This window comes from Bradyrhizobium valentinum, from assembly GCF_001440405.1.
Taxonomy (GTDB): Bacteria; Pseudomonadota; Alphaproteobacteria; order Rhizobiales; family Xanthobacteraceae; genus Bradyrhizobium; species Bradyrhizobium valentinum.
Genome location: NZ_LLXX01000178.1, coordinates 436 through 15,310, shown reverse-complemented (window position 1 = coordinate 15,310; position 14,875 = coordinate 436). Strand labels below are relative to the sequence as shown.

The window sequence follows — 14,875 nt, the reverse complement described above, 5'->3', positions numbered from 1 at the left end:
CAACCAGCGAACTCGCGGACCTGTTCGCTGCCGGACGCGGCTCGCGTGACTGGTCGGGTCACGCCGCACTGGCTCAAGAGCTGCTCGGTGACGATCCGGCCAGGATCGTTGACGCGCTCAAGGAGGCGATACGCGCCGGGGCCGCTGCCGCCGACCTTGGCCAATCCCTCGCGTACGCGGCAGCGCTCAGGGTGGCGCGCTTCGGCAATGCCAACGAGCACGCCGACTGGGAGACGGCGCATCACGTCTTCACCTACGCCAATGCAGTCCACCATATGCTGACGCGCATCGGAACTGCCGACATCGACACTCACGTCACGGCCGTCCGCGGCGTATTGCACGGAGCGATGGCCCTCTACCTTGCTCGCTTTCTCAATGTGCCGCCGGCGCGCATCCCGGGCGACGGCGGCGAGCAGCTCGGTGATCTGCCCGCGGATCCAGAGACGATCGGCGCCGCCTTGCTCGACGCCTTCGACCGGCAGAGACAGGTTGATCTCGCCGCGCGCCTGGTGGCACGGCATCTCACGCTCGGCCATTCGCCGCAGGCGCTGATCGCCACGCTCGCGCATGCGGTGCTGCGCGAAGATGCGGGATTTCATGCGTATCAGATGCTGGAGGCGGGAGTCCGGCAATTCGGCGCGTGGGGCGACACGGACGAGGGCCGGCACATCCTCGTCGCGGTTGCCCGCTATCTGGCGGCCCATTCACCGACCGAACGCGCGTCACTGCAGACAGCCGATATAGCCCGCCGCTTGATGCGGGGTGGCGAGCTACATCAAGAGGCTGGACCGTCCTGACGTCACGCGCTGAGGGCGCATTAAGAGCGATCTGAAAGCAGACCTGACGCGCTGCGATCTTCGCCGCGATCCTGGCGCGCGCTTCGTCGCGTTCGATGCTTGGCAGCGTCAGCTGCAGGGGGTGGTGCATCGGCTTCGGCCTCATCCAGCCACTACAGCTTGTAGCCGATCTGACGCAGCAGGTCTTTCCGCCACGCAATGTCGGCGTCGGTTTCGACACCCAGCGGCGAGGCGCCATCCACCACGCCGAGCACGCCGCGGCCCAGCTCCGTTTGTGCGACGATCACCTGTGTCGGGTTGGCCGTCGCGCAATAGATGCGGCAGACCTCCGGCACCGCGCGCACCGCAGCCAGCACGTTGACGGGAAAGAACCCTTCGCCCAGGAAGATCAGGAAAGTATGGCCGGCGCCGATGGCCAATGCGTTGTCGCGTGCGAGGGCGAGGGCGGGTTCATCATTCCCCGACCAGCGCACCAGCCGCTTACCAGAGGCCTCGCAGAAGGCCAGCCCGAAGCGGATGCCCGGAACCGCGCCCACCAGCGCCTCGTGGAGGTCTTCCACGGTCTTGATGAAATGCGACTGGCCGAAGATGAAGTTGGCGGCGTCCGGCTTGACGATGGGCACCACGGTGAGTTCCATGGCTGCGCTCCTGCAGGGTGAGCTACGCATTCCATGGTAGGCCGCCGGAAGGTGATTGCAAGCCGCCACAGACGACCGATTTCGCTGCCACCCACGCTTCTGCTTCCTCGCGGATCTCGAACGCCTGGACCACTTCGCCGGCCGCGTTGATGGCGCGGAACATCACGGCGGCCCGCGGGGAGCAGCCATGGTCGCGGCAGCCAGTCTGCGAGCTTTCATTACCGGGAATGATGAGCGATAATCACCAGCGCGATGGAAGCGGTGCACGGAGATGGTGAGGGCCGATGCCTGAGCGTACATACAGTCGAGAGAGCGATATCGATGCCACAAGAGCAAGCGCTCGTTTGGCCGGCCTCGACATCGACATCATTCACCGGCAATCGCCGAATGGTGATTGGGAGCAGATATCAGTCAACCTGCGGGCAACGCCATCCTTCGAAGCGCTCGGGTCCTCGTTCGAGGCAGCTAACCCTTTCACGTTTTGGGTGCAGGCCACCCGATTTATGTGGATGCCGTGGCTGCTCACGGCGCAGACGATGATGCTGCCGGCAAGCCGGCCGCGAACACTCCCGGGCGCCGTCCACCCAGAGCAAGAGGCGCCGACGGCTAACGGTTAGCGAGCCAAAGGATCAGGGAAAGCATCACGCTGACGAGCAGCGATGTTGCGAGCGGGATATAAACGCGGAAGTTGTCGCGCTCGATGACAATGTCGCCGGGCAACCGGCCCAAGCCGATCTTGTTGATCACTGGCCATAGCAGCCCAAGCGCAACGAGCGACAAGCCGAAGATGATGAGCAGACGCGAGAACGACATTGCGCTGAGCCTACGATCACAGTGGGCGAGCCGATCGAGGGACAGCAAGCGAGATTTGGCCTGCTGCTGTGACTGCGTATCGCACGGCTCGGATGGGTCAGTATAGCGTTTTCGAGCGAAGTGGACACACGCACTTGGGCGAGCTGACACCATGATTGCGCTGTTCACGGATTTTGGATTGCACGGCCCGTATACGGGTCAGATGAAGGCGGTGCTGCACCAGATGGCGCCGGGCATACCCATTATCGACCTCTTCGCCGATGCGCCAGTCGGCAATCCCAAGGCATCGGCGTATCTGTTGGCGGCCTATGCGGCATGGTTTCCGATGCGAACCGTTTTGCTCTGCGTTGTCGATCCCGGCGTCGGCGGGAAGCGGCCATCCATTTTTCTCAAGGCCGACGGCCGCTGGTATATTGGCCCCGGCAACGGCTTGTTTGAGCTGATCCAGCGCAGAGCCCGAGAGACGCGCAGCTGGGATATCGACTGGAAGCCGAAGCATCTCTCGGCCAGCTTTCACGGGCGCGACCTCTTCGCCCCGGTGGCAGCCATGCTGGCGCGCGGTGATCCGCCCCCCGGCCAGCCACGTCACGATGGTGCAGATCGCCGGGCAGACTGGCCGGACGACCTCTGTGAAATCGTTTACGTCGATCACTACGGCAATGCGATGACCGGGCTGAGGGCGGCTATGCTGCCGCCCGGCGCAAGGCTCACCGCGGCAGGTCGGGTTCTGGACCGCGCGAGGACCTTCAGCGATCTGCCGCCAGGCGCGGCTTTCTGGTATGAGAACTCCAACGGGCTGGCCGAAATTGCCGTCAATCAGGGGCGGGCGGACCGCGATCTCGGTCTTGTCATCGGCAGTCCGGTCGAAATCGTCGCATGAACAAAGGTCAGCCGCTTTGACCCGAAGGCAACATTCGACCAAGCATCGCCCTCATCCGCATCCGGCGAAGCCGCCGGAGCGCCGCGACAAGCCGCAGGCTAGCGCTAACAGGCGCCTTGCGGAGCAGACCCGCAAGATCCTACGCAAACACTACATGAGCAAATACCGGGTGCAGTGAAATCGCGAAGACTGAACTTTGAAGCAAGCCTCCGGCAATTCTCAAACCTGCCAGGAAGAGACATCCCGCGTGTGGCTTGACTATGCGTGTGTCGCGAAGGTGGAAGTGCTCCGCGACGTGGCTGCCGAGCGCGGACCGTGAAAGATGCAAGCTCTTGAAGATCGCCGATGACTGCACGATAATCTGCTGCTGGACGGGGCGTTGCTCCGCAGTCCGCGCGAGGATGCCGAGGCATCCAGTAGGCGCCTCAATTGCCGCAACGATCCGCCCGGCTACGCCTCACGTCCCGACCTTATGCTGCTGCTGCGCTTCAGCTCTGTCCGGATGCACGGACTGATTGTGGTGTGCAGCTTGGCTCGCCGGCCGCAGCGTCGGCGGCCTCCGCTTGGTGACCGTCGCGGCCATCGACCACCAGACGGTTCCCGACGCCTTAGGACGAGCGGTGGATTGAGACTTCAAACCCTTTGGTCGAGGGAGGATATGCCATGAGAGCATTGGCAAACTATTCGCGTCGTCGCTTCCTTCATGCCGGCGCGGCCGGCGCAGCCGCAACCGTTGTCGCCGCGACGACGACAACGCCCGTTCGTGCGGCCGCTGAGGCGGGCATGCAAGCGCCACCCCCGACGGCGACGGCGCCGCGGATTCTGCGCAAGCCGCCACTGCCTGAGTTGGGGCGCATCGCCAAATCTTACAATTTGGATCTCAGCCGCGACGATCTGACGTCGTTCCGCAACCTCATGGACGGTGTGCTGGCGTCGTACCGTCGCCTGGACCAGTTCACAGAGCCGACATTGGCGGTGAAGTACCCGCGGGACGCCGGATTCCGTCCACCCGCCTCGGACAATCGGCTCAACGCCTGGTACTGGAGGTGCTCGATCAAAGGCGCGACATCGGGGCCTCTCGCGGGCAAGAAAATCGCCATTAAAGACAATGTGTGCGTTGCCGGCATCCCGATGATGAACGGTTCCAACGTGCTGGAGGGCTACGTCCCTGACTTGGACGCAACCATTGTGACCCGCATCCTCGATGCCGGTGGAGAGATCATCGGCAAGGCCGTGTGCGAGCATCTTTGCTTCTCGGGCGGTAGCCATACCTCCGACACTGGGCCCGTACTCAATCCGCACGATCCGAAGCGATCTGCCGGCGGCTCCTCCAGCGGCAGCGCGGCGCTCGTCGTCGCCGGCGAGTGCGACATGGCCATCGGAGGCGACCAGGGAGGGTCGATCCGAATTCCCAGTTCTTTCTGCGGAGCGGTTGGCCACAAGCCAACCCACGGGCTCGTGCCATACACAGGTGTCTTCCCGATTGAATTAACACTTGATCATACCGGGCCCATCGCCCGCACCGCCGGCGATGCTGCCCGGCTTCTCGAGGTGCTCGCCGGCGCCGATGGCCTCGACCCGCGCCAACCGGCGGGACTGCGTACGGAAGCCTATACCAAGCAGCTTACCGGAGACGCCCGCGGCCTGCGGATCGGGATCGTCAAGGAAGGGTTTGGCTGGCCCAATTCCGAGCCCGATGTCGACACCATGGTGCGCGAGGCGGCGCAGCGCTTGACGCGAGCGGGGGGAACAGTGAGCGAGGTATCGATCCCCCTCCACCGCGACGGCATCCATATCTGGAATGCTATCGCCGTCGAGGGCGCCACGGCGCTGATGGTTGCAGGCAACAGCATGGGAACCAACTGGAAAGGGCACTATACGACTTCGCTGCTGGATTTCTACGGCCGGAGCCGGCGCGTGCGCGCCAACGACCTTTCGGAGACCGTCAAGCTCGTTGTCCTGCTCGGCCAGTATATGCAGGACAATTACCAGGGCCGCTACTACGCTAAGGCCCAAAACCTCGCGCGCGTGCTACGCGCCGCCTATGATGAGGCGCTCGGCGGTGTCGATCTCCTGCTCATGCCGACGTTACCCTTGAAAGCTACGCTGCTCCCAGCCCCGGACGCGAGCCGCGAGGACTACGTTGCGCGGGCACTCGAAATGATTTCCAACACTTGCCCGTTCGACGTCACTGGCCATCCTGCCGCCACGGTTCCGGCAGGCATGTCGGCAGGGCTCCCTGTTGGCATGATGCTGATCGGACGCCACTGGGAGGACGGCACCGTGTTGCGCGCGGCTGACGCGTTCCAGATCGTCGGGTAGACAGCAGCAGCGAATTGCCGGCTAACGGCACACGATTGACGGAAAGACCTATGAACACGACGTGATCATTCGTCTGTCCGGCGAAGTGGCAAGGCGGAAGAAGAAGCTGTCGAAGAAGTACTACGGCACTTCGCATGTCCTCTCGAAGGACGAAGCGAAGTTCGTCTTTCAGAAGGGGTGTGAGCAGCTAGTTCTAGGTTCGGGCCAGTTCGGCAATGTGCATCTATCGCCGGAAGCTGAAGCTTATTTTGCGAGAAAGGGCTGCACGGTTCTGCTGCAGCCGACGCCCGAGGCGATTCATACGTTCAACAACTCGCATGCGAAGAAGATCGGCCTTTTTCACGTTACCTGCTGAATCCGTGAACTACTGCCTGCATCCTCGAAGGCCTGCTACTGCAAGTAGCGCGAAACTGCGCCACCGTCGGCCGTCCGCTCTCTCATTTATACCAACTGATGCCCACGAACGGGCTCGGGTTGGTCAAGCCGGAACTTGTAGGACTTTCGATCCGTTGTAATGTAAGGGACGCATGCGGAATCCGTATGGCTGCTTCCCGAAGGGGCGGCGTCACAATAAGCAGGCGCGAACCAACGTGCCGGTTTTGGATAGAGACCGACATGGCCGTTGGCGGATCGTTCGACACGTTCCCCAAGCTGCTGGCGCGAAATGCCGCGCAGTTTAGCAGCCGTCCTGCGTTTCGGCACAAGGATCTCGGCATCTGGCAGACGTGGACCTGGGCCCAGGTCGCAGAGATCGTGCGCGCTTATGCTGCGGGCTTGCATCGGCTTGGACTGCAGCCAGGAGACACGGTCGCCATCGTTGGTTCCAATCGGCCGAAGCTCTATTGGACGCTGATGGCAGCGCAAGTGCTGCGCGCGATTCCGGTTCCGGTCTATTCGGATGCAGTGGCTGACGAGCTTGCGTATGTCCTCGCTCATGCCGACGTGAGGTTTGTTGCGGCGCAAGATCAGGAGCAGGTTGACAAGGTCTTTTCTGTATCCGACCGGGTACCGCATCTCCGCAAGGTCATCTATGACGAGCCGCGTGGCCTCGATGACTACGACCACGACCGATTGATCGCAATCCGCGATGTCATCGAAGACGGCCGCACCGCGCTTGCGGCCAACGCGGCGCTCGGTAGGCAGATCGATGAGTTCATCCGGCAGGGTGAAGGTTCTGACATCTCGATCATCCTCTACACCTCGGGAACAACCGGCGCGTCGAAGGGCGTCATGCTGTCGGCGCGAGGCTGCATCGACGCTGCGACGGATACCGTCCGGTTCGACAGCCTGACCGACAAGGACGTGGCGCTCGCCTACCTGCCGCTCGCCTGGGTTGGTGATCATTACCTCAACTATGCACAGGGCATTGTCGCTGGATTCTGCATGGCGTGTCCCGAGAGCGGTGAGACGATCGAGCAGGATCGGCGCGAGATCGGACCAACCTTCTATTTTGCCCCGCCGCGTGGTTTCGAGGCCATGCTGACGCGGTTGACGATCCGCATGGAGGACGCTGCAGCCATCAAGCGGCGCATATTCAACTACTTCCTTGGCATTGCGCGGCGGTATGGCGAGTCGATTTTGACCGGAAAGCCGGTACCGCTGTCTGGCCGGCTGCTCTATGCGCTCGGGCGCTTGATGGTCTACGAGCCCCTCAAGAACGTTCTTGGCCTGTCTCGCGTGCGCGTCGCCTATACTGCAGGTGAGGCCATCGGTCCGGATCTGTTCGCGTTCTACCGCTCGATCGGATTGAACCTGAAGCAACTCTACGGTCAGACCGAAGCGTTCCTTTACGTTACCTGCCAGCCTGACGGTGAGATCTACTCCGATACGGTCGGCCCGGCTGCACCGAACGTCGACATCCGCATTGCGGAAACAGGCGAGGTGCAGTTCCGCTCACCGGGCATGTTCGTTGGATACTTCAAGGATCAGGCAAAGACCGCGGAGGCCATGACGTCCGACGGCTACGTCAAGACCGGCGACGCCGGTTTCTTCGACGAGAAGACCGGGCACCTGAAGATCATCGATCGCGCGAAGGATGTTGGCCGGCTGGCTGACGGCACGATGTTTGCGCCGAAGTATCTTGAGAACAAGTTGAAGTTTTTTCCCAACGTCAAGGAGGCGGTCGTTTACGGCGACTCCAGGGATTTCGTTTGCGCCTTTCTTAATATCGACCCGGTCGCGGTGGCGAACTGGGCCGAACGCAACAACATCGCATACGGTTCCTATCAGGAGCTGGCGGGGCATCCGCTGGTCTATGACATGGTGGCGAAAGATGTTGCCGAGGTGAACCGCTCCCTCGCGGAGGGAAAGATACTGGCGGGGGCGCAGATTCGCCGCTTTCTCATTCTGCACAAGGAGCTTGACGCAGACGATGGCGAATTGACCCGCACGCTGAAAGTTCGCCGCGGGTTCATCGCCGAGCGCTACGCGCCACTGGTCAATGCGCTCTACGACGGTTCGCATGAAGCCGACATTTCCACCGAGGTCACCTTTGAGGATGGTCGCAAGGGCGTGATCGCGGCTCGGGTCAAGATCCGAGACCTGCAAACAATCGGTGCGACGAAACCTTTGGGGAGAGCCGCATGAGAATGCCGGACACGAGCGAAACCCTGCTTCAGGTCGAGGGCGTATCGCTGGCGTTTGGCGGCGTGAAAGCGCTGAGGGACGTTTCGTTTGACATCAGGAAAGGCGAAATTCGCGCCATCATCGGACCGAACGGCGCCGGGAAGACTTCGATGCTCAACGTCATCAACGGCTTTTATCATCCCAATCATGGCGCCATCACCTTCAAGGGACGGACCCGCGCCGAGATGCAGCCGTTCGAGGCGTCCCGTGGCGGTATCGCGCGCACCTTTCAGAACGTCGCACTGTTCAAGGGAATGAGCGCGCTCGACAATATTATGGCTGGCCGCACATTGAAGATGCGCCGGGGCCTTCTGTGGCAGATGCTGCGCTACGGCCCTGCGCTGGCGGAGGAGATCGAGCATCGGCACCGGGTCGAGGAGATCATTGATTTTCTGGAGATTGAGGCGATCCGCAAGGTGCCGGTTGCGCGTTTGCCATACGGCCTGCAGAAACGCGTCGAACTCGGCCGCGCCCTTGCGATGGAGCCGGATCTTCTTCTCCTCGACGAGCCGATGGCAGGCATGAACCTCGAGGAGAAGGAGGACATGTCGCGGTTCATCATCGACGTGAACAATCATTACGGCACGACCATTGCGCTGATCGAGCACGACATGGCTGTTGTGATGGATCTCTCCCATCGCGTGGCGGTGCTCGATCACGGCGTGAAGATCGCTGACGGCACCCCGAATGAAGTCAAGAAGAATCAGGGCGTGATCGACGCCTATCTCGGCATCGCGCATTAAGGAGCATTGCGTGATCGCGTTGGGTCAATTTCTCGAAGTGCTGATCGGCGGATTGATGTCCGGCGTGCTGTACTCGCTGGTCGCGCTCGGCTTCGTGTTGATCTTCAAAGCATCCGGCGTCTTTAATTTTGCGCAAGGCGCAATGGTGTTGCTCGCCGGGCTTGCGCTGGTTCGCTCGCTCGACCTGCTGGTGGCCTGGGGTTTCCCGGTTTGGGCTGCGATCATCCTCGGCATTGGCTTCGCTGCCGTGATCATGGCGATAACCGCCTGGCTGATCGAGCGGTTCGTGATCGGACCTCTTGTCAACCAGGACGCCCTGACGCTGTTCATGTCTACCATCGGCGTGACATTCATCCTCGAGGGTGCGGCGCAGATGATCTTCGGTTCCGATGCTTACCCTTTGCGGCTGTTTCCGACGGACGCCTGGTTCCTGTTTGAAAATCTCTTTCCCGGTGGAATTCTGGTCAACAAGCTGGATGTCTGGGGCGGCTTTATCGCCGGCATTCTGGTCGCGGGCCTCGCGATCTTCTTCGAGCGTACGAAGACCGGTCGCGCACTCAGGGCGGTTGCCGACGACCACCTGGCCGCGCAGTCGGTCGGGATTCCAATCAGCTGGATCTGGTTCGTGGTCTGGCTTGCCGCCGGTCTCGTTGCGCTGGTTGCGGCGACCGTGTGGGGTACCAAACTGGGCGTACAGTTCTCCATCACCTTTCTTGCGCTGAAGGCCCTGCCGGTTCTCATCATCGGCGGCTTGACCTCCATTCCGGGAGCCATCGTCGGCGGGCTCATTGTGGGCGCGGGCGAGAAGATCGCCGAGGTGTTCCTGGGGTCTCATATTGGTGGCGGTATCGAATATTGGTTCGCCTATGTGCTGGCGTTGGCGGTGCTGCTCGTGCGGCCGCAGGGGCTGTTCGGCGAACGGATCATCGAGCGTATCTGAGGCGAGGAGTTCGTTGTGCTTTATCGTGAGGCTGGCCAATTCAAGACGACCTACGCGGAGGATATGGCGATCTTCCCGATCCGCCAGGATCGCATTGCGCTCGGCATCTTGCTCGGGATTGCCTTCATCGGCGTGCCGTTGCTAGCCGACTTCGACATTTGGCCGTTCGGCAGCGACTATCTGCTTCGCGCCATTCTGCTGCCCTTCCTGATCCTCGCGCTCGCCGCTATCGGTGTAAACATCCTTGTCGGCTATTGCGGCCAGATCTCGCTCGGCAGTGGCGCGTTCATGGCCATCGGCGCCTACTCCGCCTACAAGTTGGGGACCGGCGTTCATATTCCGCTCACCTGGCTTGACTTCGCGATTTCGATCCCGCCGTTGCCCGTACTGCTAGCGATTTTGCTCGGCGGGCTCACGGCGGCGGTTGTCGGTATCCTCTTCGGTATTCCCAGTCTGCGGATCAAGGGCCTCTATCTGGCGGTCGCAACACTCGCAGCGCAATTCTTTTTCGACTGGGTGTTCCTGCGGGTGTCGTGGTTCACCAATTATGCGCCGTCAGGGTCGGTCAATGCACCGACACTGGATTTTTTCGGTCTGAACGTAGGCACGCCGATCGAGCGCTATATGCTGTGCCTGATCTTCGTAACGGCGTTCGCGGTTCTGGTGAAGAACCTCGTTCGCGGCAATCTCGGCAGACAATGGATGGCGATCCGCGACATGGACATCGCCGCCGAGCTGATCGGTATCCGGCCGCTTTACGCAAAGCTTACGGCGTTCGCGGTCTCTTCATTTATCATCGGCGTGGCGGGCGCACTCTGGGCGTTCGTCTATCTGGGCTCGTGGGAGCCGCTCGCGTTCTCGATCGACCGTTCGCTGCAGCTTCTGTTCATGGTGATCATCGGCGGGCTGGGATCGATTATGGGTTCGTTCGTAGGTGCGGCCTTTATCCTCATTCTGCCGATCCTGCTGAACCTGATTCCAACCCAGCTCGGTGTGCCGCTGTCGACGGAGACGATTACTCATCTGGAGTTCATCATCTTTGGATCGTTGATCTGCTTTCTTCTCATCAAGGAGCCACATGGGTTTGCCCGGCTTATATCGATTGGCAAGGAGAAGCTCAGACTTTGGCCGTTTCCTTACTGAAGAGCGATTGGGCTAGGATCGCACACGGGTGACGGCCGTTGGTAGAAGGAGTGAGGAAGCAAAGCCCCCGCGACGCAAAAGAGGGCTCAAAGAGGAGGACATCAATCATGCTACGCAACAAACTGATGCTGGCCGCAGCCATCCTTTCGGGCGGGGCGTTTGCCTCTCCTGCTGCAGCGCAGAACGAGCAGTTCATCCCGATACTATCCTACCGGACAGGCGCGTACGCCGTGAATGGCGTGCCGTACGCAAACGGCGTGGCCGACTATTACAACCTTGTCAACGAGCGCGACGGCGGCATCAACGGCGTCAAGCTCTTGGTCGAGGAATGCGAGACGGGCTACGCCACCGACAAGGGCGTTGAGTGTTACGAGCGCCTCAAGGGCAAGGGCCCAACCGGCGCGGCCTTCATCAATCCGCTGTCGACCGGCATTACATTCGCCCTCACCGAAAAGACCACGACTGACAAGATCCCGATTATCACGATGGGCTATGGCCGCGCCGATTCCAAGAACGGAGCCGTATTCGCGTACAATTTCCCGTTGCTCGGCACGTACTGGTCCGCGGCCGATATCGCGATTCAGCACATCGCCAAGGAGGTCGGCGGCGTCGACAAGCTGAAAGGCAAGAAGATTTCGCTGCTCTTTCACGACAGCCCGTACGGCAAAGAGCCGATCCCAATGCTACAGGTGCTGGCAAAGAAGCACGGCTTTGAGTTCACGCCGATCCCGGTCACGCACCCCGGTGTCGAACAGAAGTCGCAATGGCTGGCGATCCGCCAGAACCGGCCGGACTACGTCCTGGTCTGGGGCTGGGGCGTCATGAACGGCACGGCAGTCAAGGAAGCGGCGGCCGTTGCCTATCCGCGCGAAAAGATGATCGGTGTGTGGTGGTCAGGCGCAGAGCCGGACGTGACGCCGGCAGGCGATCAAGCTACTGGCTACAAGGCGCTGATGCTTCAGCATGGTGCAGGCAAATTCCCAGTGCATGCCGACATAGAGAAGCACGTCTATGCGAAGGGCAAGGGGGCGTCGGAGCCTGGCAAGGTCGGCGAAGTGCTCTATAACCGCGGCATGGTGAATGCCATGCTCGGCGTGGAGGCGATCCGGAAGGCGCAGGAAAAGTTCGGCAAGAAGCCGCTGACGGGCGAGCAGGTCCGCTGGGGTCTTGAGAACCTCAACCTCTCTGAAGCACGCATTAAGGAAATGGGCTTCGAGGGCATGTTGAAGCCGATCAAGATTTCCTGCTCCGACCACGAGGGCGCGCGGGACGGGCGCGTACAGCAGTGGGACGGCAAGGGCTGGAAAATCATCTCCGACTGGTACACGGCCAACCAATCCGACACCGAACCACTCGTCAATGATATTTCCGCGAAGTATGCCGCGGAGAAGAACATCCAGCCGCGCGACTGCTCGAAAGAAAGCTGAACGCTTCCCAACGATTCGGGAGGAGCGTTCGCCTCCTCCCGGATATTTCGAAAGCTGCAACCGTTTGGAGAGGACCGCGTGTCAATCCCCAAGGCTCCTAAGGCGGCAGAGGTGGCAGCGTCGTTTCTGTCGGTCAACAATATCGAGGTTGTCTACAGTCACGTCATCCTGGTGTTAAAAGGTGTATCGCTGGATGTGGCGCGGGGCGGAATCGTCGCGCTTCTCGGTGCCAATGGTGCGGGCAAGACAACGACGCTGAAGGCGGTCTCCAATCTGCTGCATGCGGAGCGCGGCGAGGTCACCAAGGGCTCGATCCTGTTCGACGGCGTCGAAGTGCAGTCCCTGTCGCCAAACGATGTGGTGCGGCGCGGCTGCATTCAGGTGATGGAAGGACGGCGTTGCTTCGCTCACCTCACGGTCGAAGAGAATCTCCTGACCGGCGCCTTCACGCGCAGGGATGGCAAGGCTGCGATCGCGCAGGATCTGGAGCGAGTCTATGCCTATTTCCCCCGTCTCGGGGAGCGGCGTAGTTCGACCGCCGGCTATACGTCGGGCGGCGAACAGCAGATGTGCGTGATCGGCCGTGCGCTGATGTCGCGCCCGAAGATGATCCTGCTCGACGAGCCTTCGATGGGCCTTGCGCCGCAGATCGTCGAAGAGATCTTCGAGATCGTGAAGGATCTGAACGTCAAGGAAGGTGTCTCGTTTCTTCTCGCCGAGCAGAACACCAATATGGCACTCAAATACGCCAACTACGGATATATCCTCGAAAATGGCCGCGTGGTGATGGATGGCGAGGCGGGGGCGCTCGCTGCGAATGAGGACGTCAAGGAATTCTATCTTGGTGTCACCGGGGAGAAGCGAAAATCATTCCGCGATGTGAAGCACTACAAGCGGCGCAAACGCTGGCTCATTTAGGCAATGGCGCCAAGCGATCGGCGCGCGTTGAGTGGGCTCGCCGCGCGAGGCGTGGCGCAAGACCAGGCCGTGATTTGTCTCGGCATCCGATCAGTGCGACATCAATGTCGGTTTGGTCATCGAGACAAGCATACCACGCGTCGTCCCGCCAAGAATAAATTCCCGCAGCCGGGAATGCCCGTACCCGCCCATGGCCGCGCCGTTCGGCGGATCCGCACGGTAAAACTTCGGGGCGGGGCGAGCACCGACAAGCAGCATCAGTTGTCGGAGGGTGGAAAGCGTCACCCGTTCGCCGCGCCATCGCGCAGCTCCACTGATCCAACTAAGAACGAAAAATTCTCGCAGTGTGGCTTGGTAGCACCCCGCTACGCCTTCCCGCTATTTCCTACGCCAACCTACGATTTTGTACGATTTTCTACGTTCGTCGGTTGCAGCGTGCTCCAAATCGCCATCTGCTTTCCATTGTCGGCGTACAAGGCAACGAGCATTTGACTACACCGCCAGATGACTCCGCTCCAGGGCACTGGCGTCCATGGCCATCGGCTTCGGAACCTCTTCCTCGTCATGTTCTTGTAGCAGGTCGAGCAGGCGTTTGCGCATCAACATGCCGGGGCGATCGGACGGCATGTGCTTCTCGATCTTGCGGCCCATGTCGACGATCGCATCGGGGTCGGTCGATTCCAGGATGTCCCGATCTTCTGCGATAATTGCGGCATCCCAGTCGATCAGTTCCTGCGTCGAGCAGTCCGCCTCGGTGTCGTTGCGGAACAGGAGCTGCACTACCTGGATCTTGCCGTCGGCGATCGGCGTTGCGCAGTTAAAGATGATGTGCCGGATGCCGGAGGGATACTCCATGTCGAGCCGGCGGCAGAACGGCATGAACCATTTGTTGCGCATGTGTCGCTTTGTATAGGGCTCCGTTGTACCAGAGATCTTCGCCGCGGTCGGCGGGTTCTTTACGGTGACGAGGGTTTCCGCCTCGAAGCCGTAATCGGTCTCGACGATCTCGTATTTCTCCGGCCGCGGCTGGTCGATGTCGCCGAACGTGTTTTTATGCACGAAGGCGAAATGCGCGTTGTCGAACGAGTTCTCCATCAGCCGCAGTGCCGCCGTGTTCCAGGTGTCGTAGAACTGGAAGATGCGGCGATAGGCGGGATCGCTGTCTTCTGGAATCTCGGGAATGTCACGCAGCGGCTCATCCAGCGCAACCCAGACATAGCCGTAGCGGGTTTTCGTGTGGAACGCGCGCGCCCTGGCATCGGGAATCGGTTGCTCGAACGGAAATTGCGGGATCATCACCAGCTTGCCGTCGCGGTCGTATTCCCAGCCATGATAGCCGCAAACGATGTTGCCGTTGCGGCACCAGCCCTTGGAGAGTTTTGCGGTGCGATGGCAGCAGCGATCCTCCAGCGCCGCGGGTTCGCCCTTGGCATCGAGAAACAGCACGATCGGCTCACCCAGCAGCGTGAACGGCTGTGGCCCGCTCTCGAGTTGTTCGATTCGCATAACCGCATACCAGAAGCGGCGAAGCACCGGTTGTTTGGTGGCCAGCAAGAGGTGTCTCCCAAAAGTTCAGGCGGCGATGCGCGCCACGACGCGCGCCGCGTCGGATCGAAGTCGTGCAAGGTC

14 protein-coding genes and 2 pseudogenes are annotated in these 14,875 nt (G+C 61.0%); 11 read left to right on the top strand and 5 right to left on the bottom strand.

What is annotated here, in order from left to right:
- Nucleotides 1-797, top strand: a pseudogene (locus CP49_RS32780) (Rieske (2Fe-2S) protein); the annotation flags it as partial.
- Nucleotides 798-949: 152 nt separating this feature from the next.
- Here the strand turns inward: CP49_RS32780 and CP49_RS32775 are convergent.
- Nucleotides 950-1,435 (bottom strand): adenosine-specific kinase, encoded by a 486-nt coding sequence (locus CP49_RS32775; RefSeq protein WP_057854264.1) that lies wholly within the window; start codon nucleotides 1,433-1,435, stop codon nucleotides 950-952.
- Between the two features lie 22 nt (nucleotides 1,436-1,457).
- Nucleotides 1,458-1,598: a hypothetical protein gene (locus CP49_RS45405; protein WP_156438779.1), complete on the bottom strand. Its 141-nt coding sequence runs from the start codon at nucleotides 1,596-1,598 to the stop codon at nucleotides 1,458-1,460.
- A gap of 181 nt (nucleotides 1,599-1,779) precedes the next feature.
- Here CP49_RS45405 and CP49_RS32770 point away from each other — a divergent pair, with 181 nt between their 5' ends.
- Nucleotides 1,780-2,052 (top strand): hypothetical protein, encoded by a 273-nt coding sequence (locus CP49_RS32770; protein WP_156438778.1) that lies wholly within the window; start codon nucleotides 1,780-1,782, stop codon nucleotides 2,050-2,052.
- On the opposite strand, the gene CP49_RS32765 is transcribed toward CP49_RS32770, so the two are convergent.
- Nucleotides 2,042-2,248, bottom strand: a complete 207-nt coding sequence (locus tag CP49_RS32765; protein ID WP_057854262.1) for a DUF2905 domain-containing protein — start codon at nucleotides 2,246-2,248, stop codon at nucleotides 2,042-2,044. The genes CP49_RS32770 and CP49_RS32765 overlap by 11 nt on opposite strands.
- A gap of 151 nt (nucleotides 2,249-2,399) precedes the next feature.
- Here CP49_RS32765 and CP49_RS32760 point away from each other — a divergent pair, with 151 nt between their 5' ends.
- The 9 genes from CP49_RS32760 to CP49_RS32720 all read left to right on the top strand — a co-directional run bounded on the left by CP49_RS32760 (nucleotide 2,400) and on the right by CP49_RS32720 (nucleotide 13,246).
- Entirely contained in the window at nucleotides 2,400-3,128 is a 729-nt protein-coding gene (locus tag CP49_RS32760; protein ID WP_057854261.1) for an SAM hydrolase/SAM-dependent halogenase family protein, read from the top strand.
- Between the two features lie 783 nt (nucleotides 3,129-3,911).
- Entirely contained in the window at nucleotides 3,912-5,450 is a 1,539-nt protein-coding gene (locus tag CP49_RS32755) for an amidase (protein WP_057854268.1), read from the top strand.
- 34 nt (nucleotides 5,451-5,484) lie between these two features.
- Nucleotides 5,485-5,805: an MTH938/NDUFAF3 family protein gene (locus tag CP49_RS32750; protein ID WP_057854260.1), complete on the top strand. Its 321-nt coding sequence runs from the start codon at nucleotides 5,485-5,487 to the stop codon at nucleotides 5,803-5,805.
- A 260-nt stretch (nucleotides 5,806-6,065) separates the two neighbouring features.
- Entirely contained in the window at nucleotides 6,066-8,036 is a 1,971-nt protein-coding gene (locus tag CP49_RS32745) for an AMP-binding protein (RefSeq protein WP_057854259.1), read from the top strand.
- On the top strand, nucleotides 8,033-8,818 hold the full coding sequence (locus CP49_RS32740; protein WP_057854258.1) for an ABC transporter ATP-binding protein: 786 nt from the start codon (nucleotides 8,033-8,035) through the stop codon (nucleotides 8,816-8,818). The genes CP49_RS32745 and CP49_RS32740 overlap by 4 nt, the downstream gene beginning before the upstream one ends.
- A gap of 10 nt (nucleotides 8,819-8,828) precedes the next feature.
- Entirely contained in the window at nucleotides 8,829-9,758 is a 930-nt protein-coding gene (locus CP49_RS32735) for a branched-chain amino acid ABC transporter permease (protein WP_276326577.1), read from the top strand.
- A gap of 15 nt (nucleotides 9,759-9,773) precedes the next feature.
- Nucleotides 9,774-10,901: a branched-chain amino acid ABC transporter permease gene (locus CP49_RS32730; RefSeq protein ID WP_057854257.1), complete on the top strand. Its 1,128-nt coding sequence runs from the start codon at nucleotides 9,774-9,776 to the stop codon at nucleotides 10,899-10,901.
- Between the two features lie 107 nt (nucleotides 10,902-11,008).
- Nucleotides 11,009-12,328 carry an ABC transporter substrate-binding protein gene (locus CP49_RS32725; protein WP_057854256.1) on the top strand — a complete coding sequence of 440 codons (1,320 nt, stop codon included), beginning with the start codon at nucleotides 11,009-11,011 and terminating at the stop codon, nucleotides 12,326-12,328.
- Between the two features lie 78 nt (nucleotides 12,329-12,406).
- Complete coding sequence (locus CP49_RS32720) at nucleotides 12,407-13,246, top strand: ABC transporter ATP-binding protein (RefSeq protein ID WP_057854255.1); 840 nt, start codon at nucleotides 12,407-12,409, stop codon at nucleotides 13,244-13,246.
- A gap of 90 nt (nucleotides 13,247-13,336) precedes the next feature.
- Here the strand turns inward: CP49_RS32720 and CP49_RS48120 are convergent.
- Together CP49_RS48120 and CP49_RS32715 are read right to left on the bottom strand one after the other, a co-directional pair.
- A pseudogene (locus CP49_RS48120) lies at nucleotides 13,337-13,438 on the bottom strand (universal stress protein); the annotation flags it as partial.
- A gap of 300 nt (nucleotides 13,439-13,738) precedes the next feature.
- Nucleotides 13,739-14,800 (bottom strand): aromatic ring-hydroxylating dioxygenase subunit alpha, encoded by a 1,062-nt coding sequence (locus tag CP49_RS32715; protein ID WP_057854254.1) that lies wholly within the window; start codon nucleotides 14,798-14,800, stop codon nucleotides 13,739-13,741.
- Between the last annotated feature and the right edge of the window lie 75 nt (nucleotides 14,801-14,875).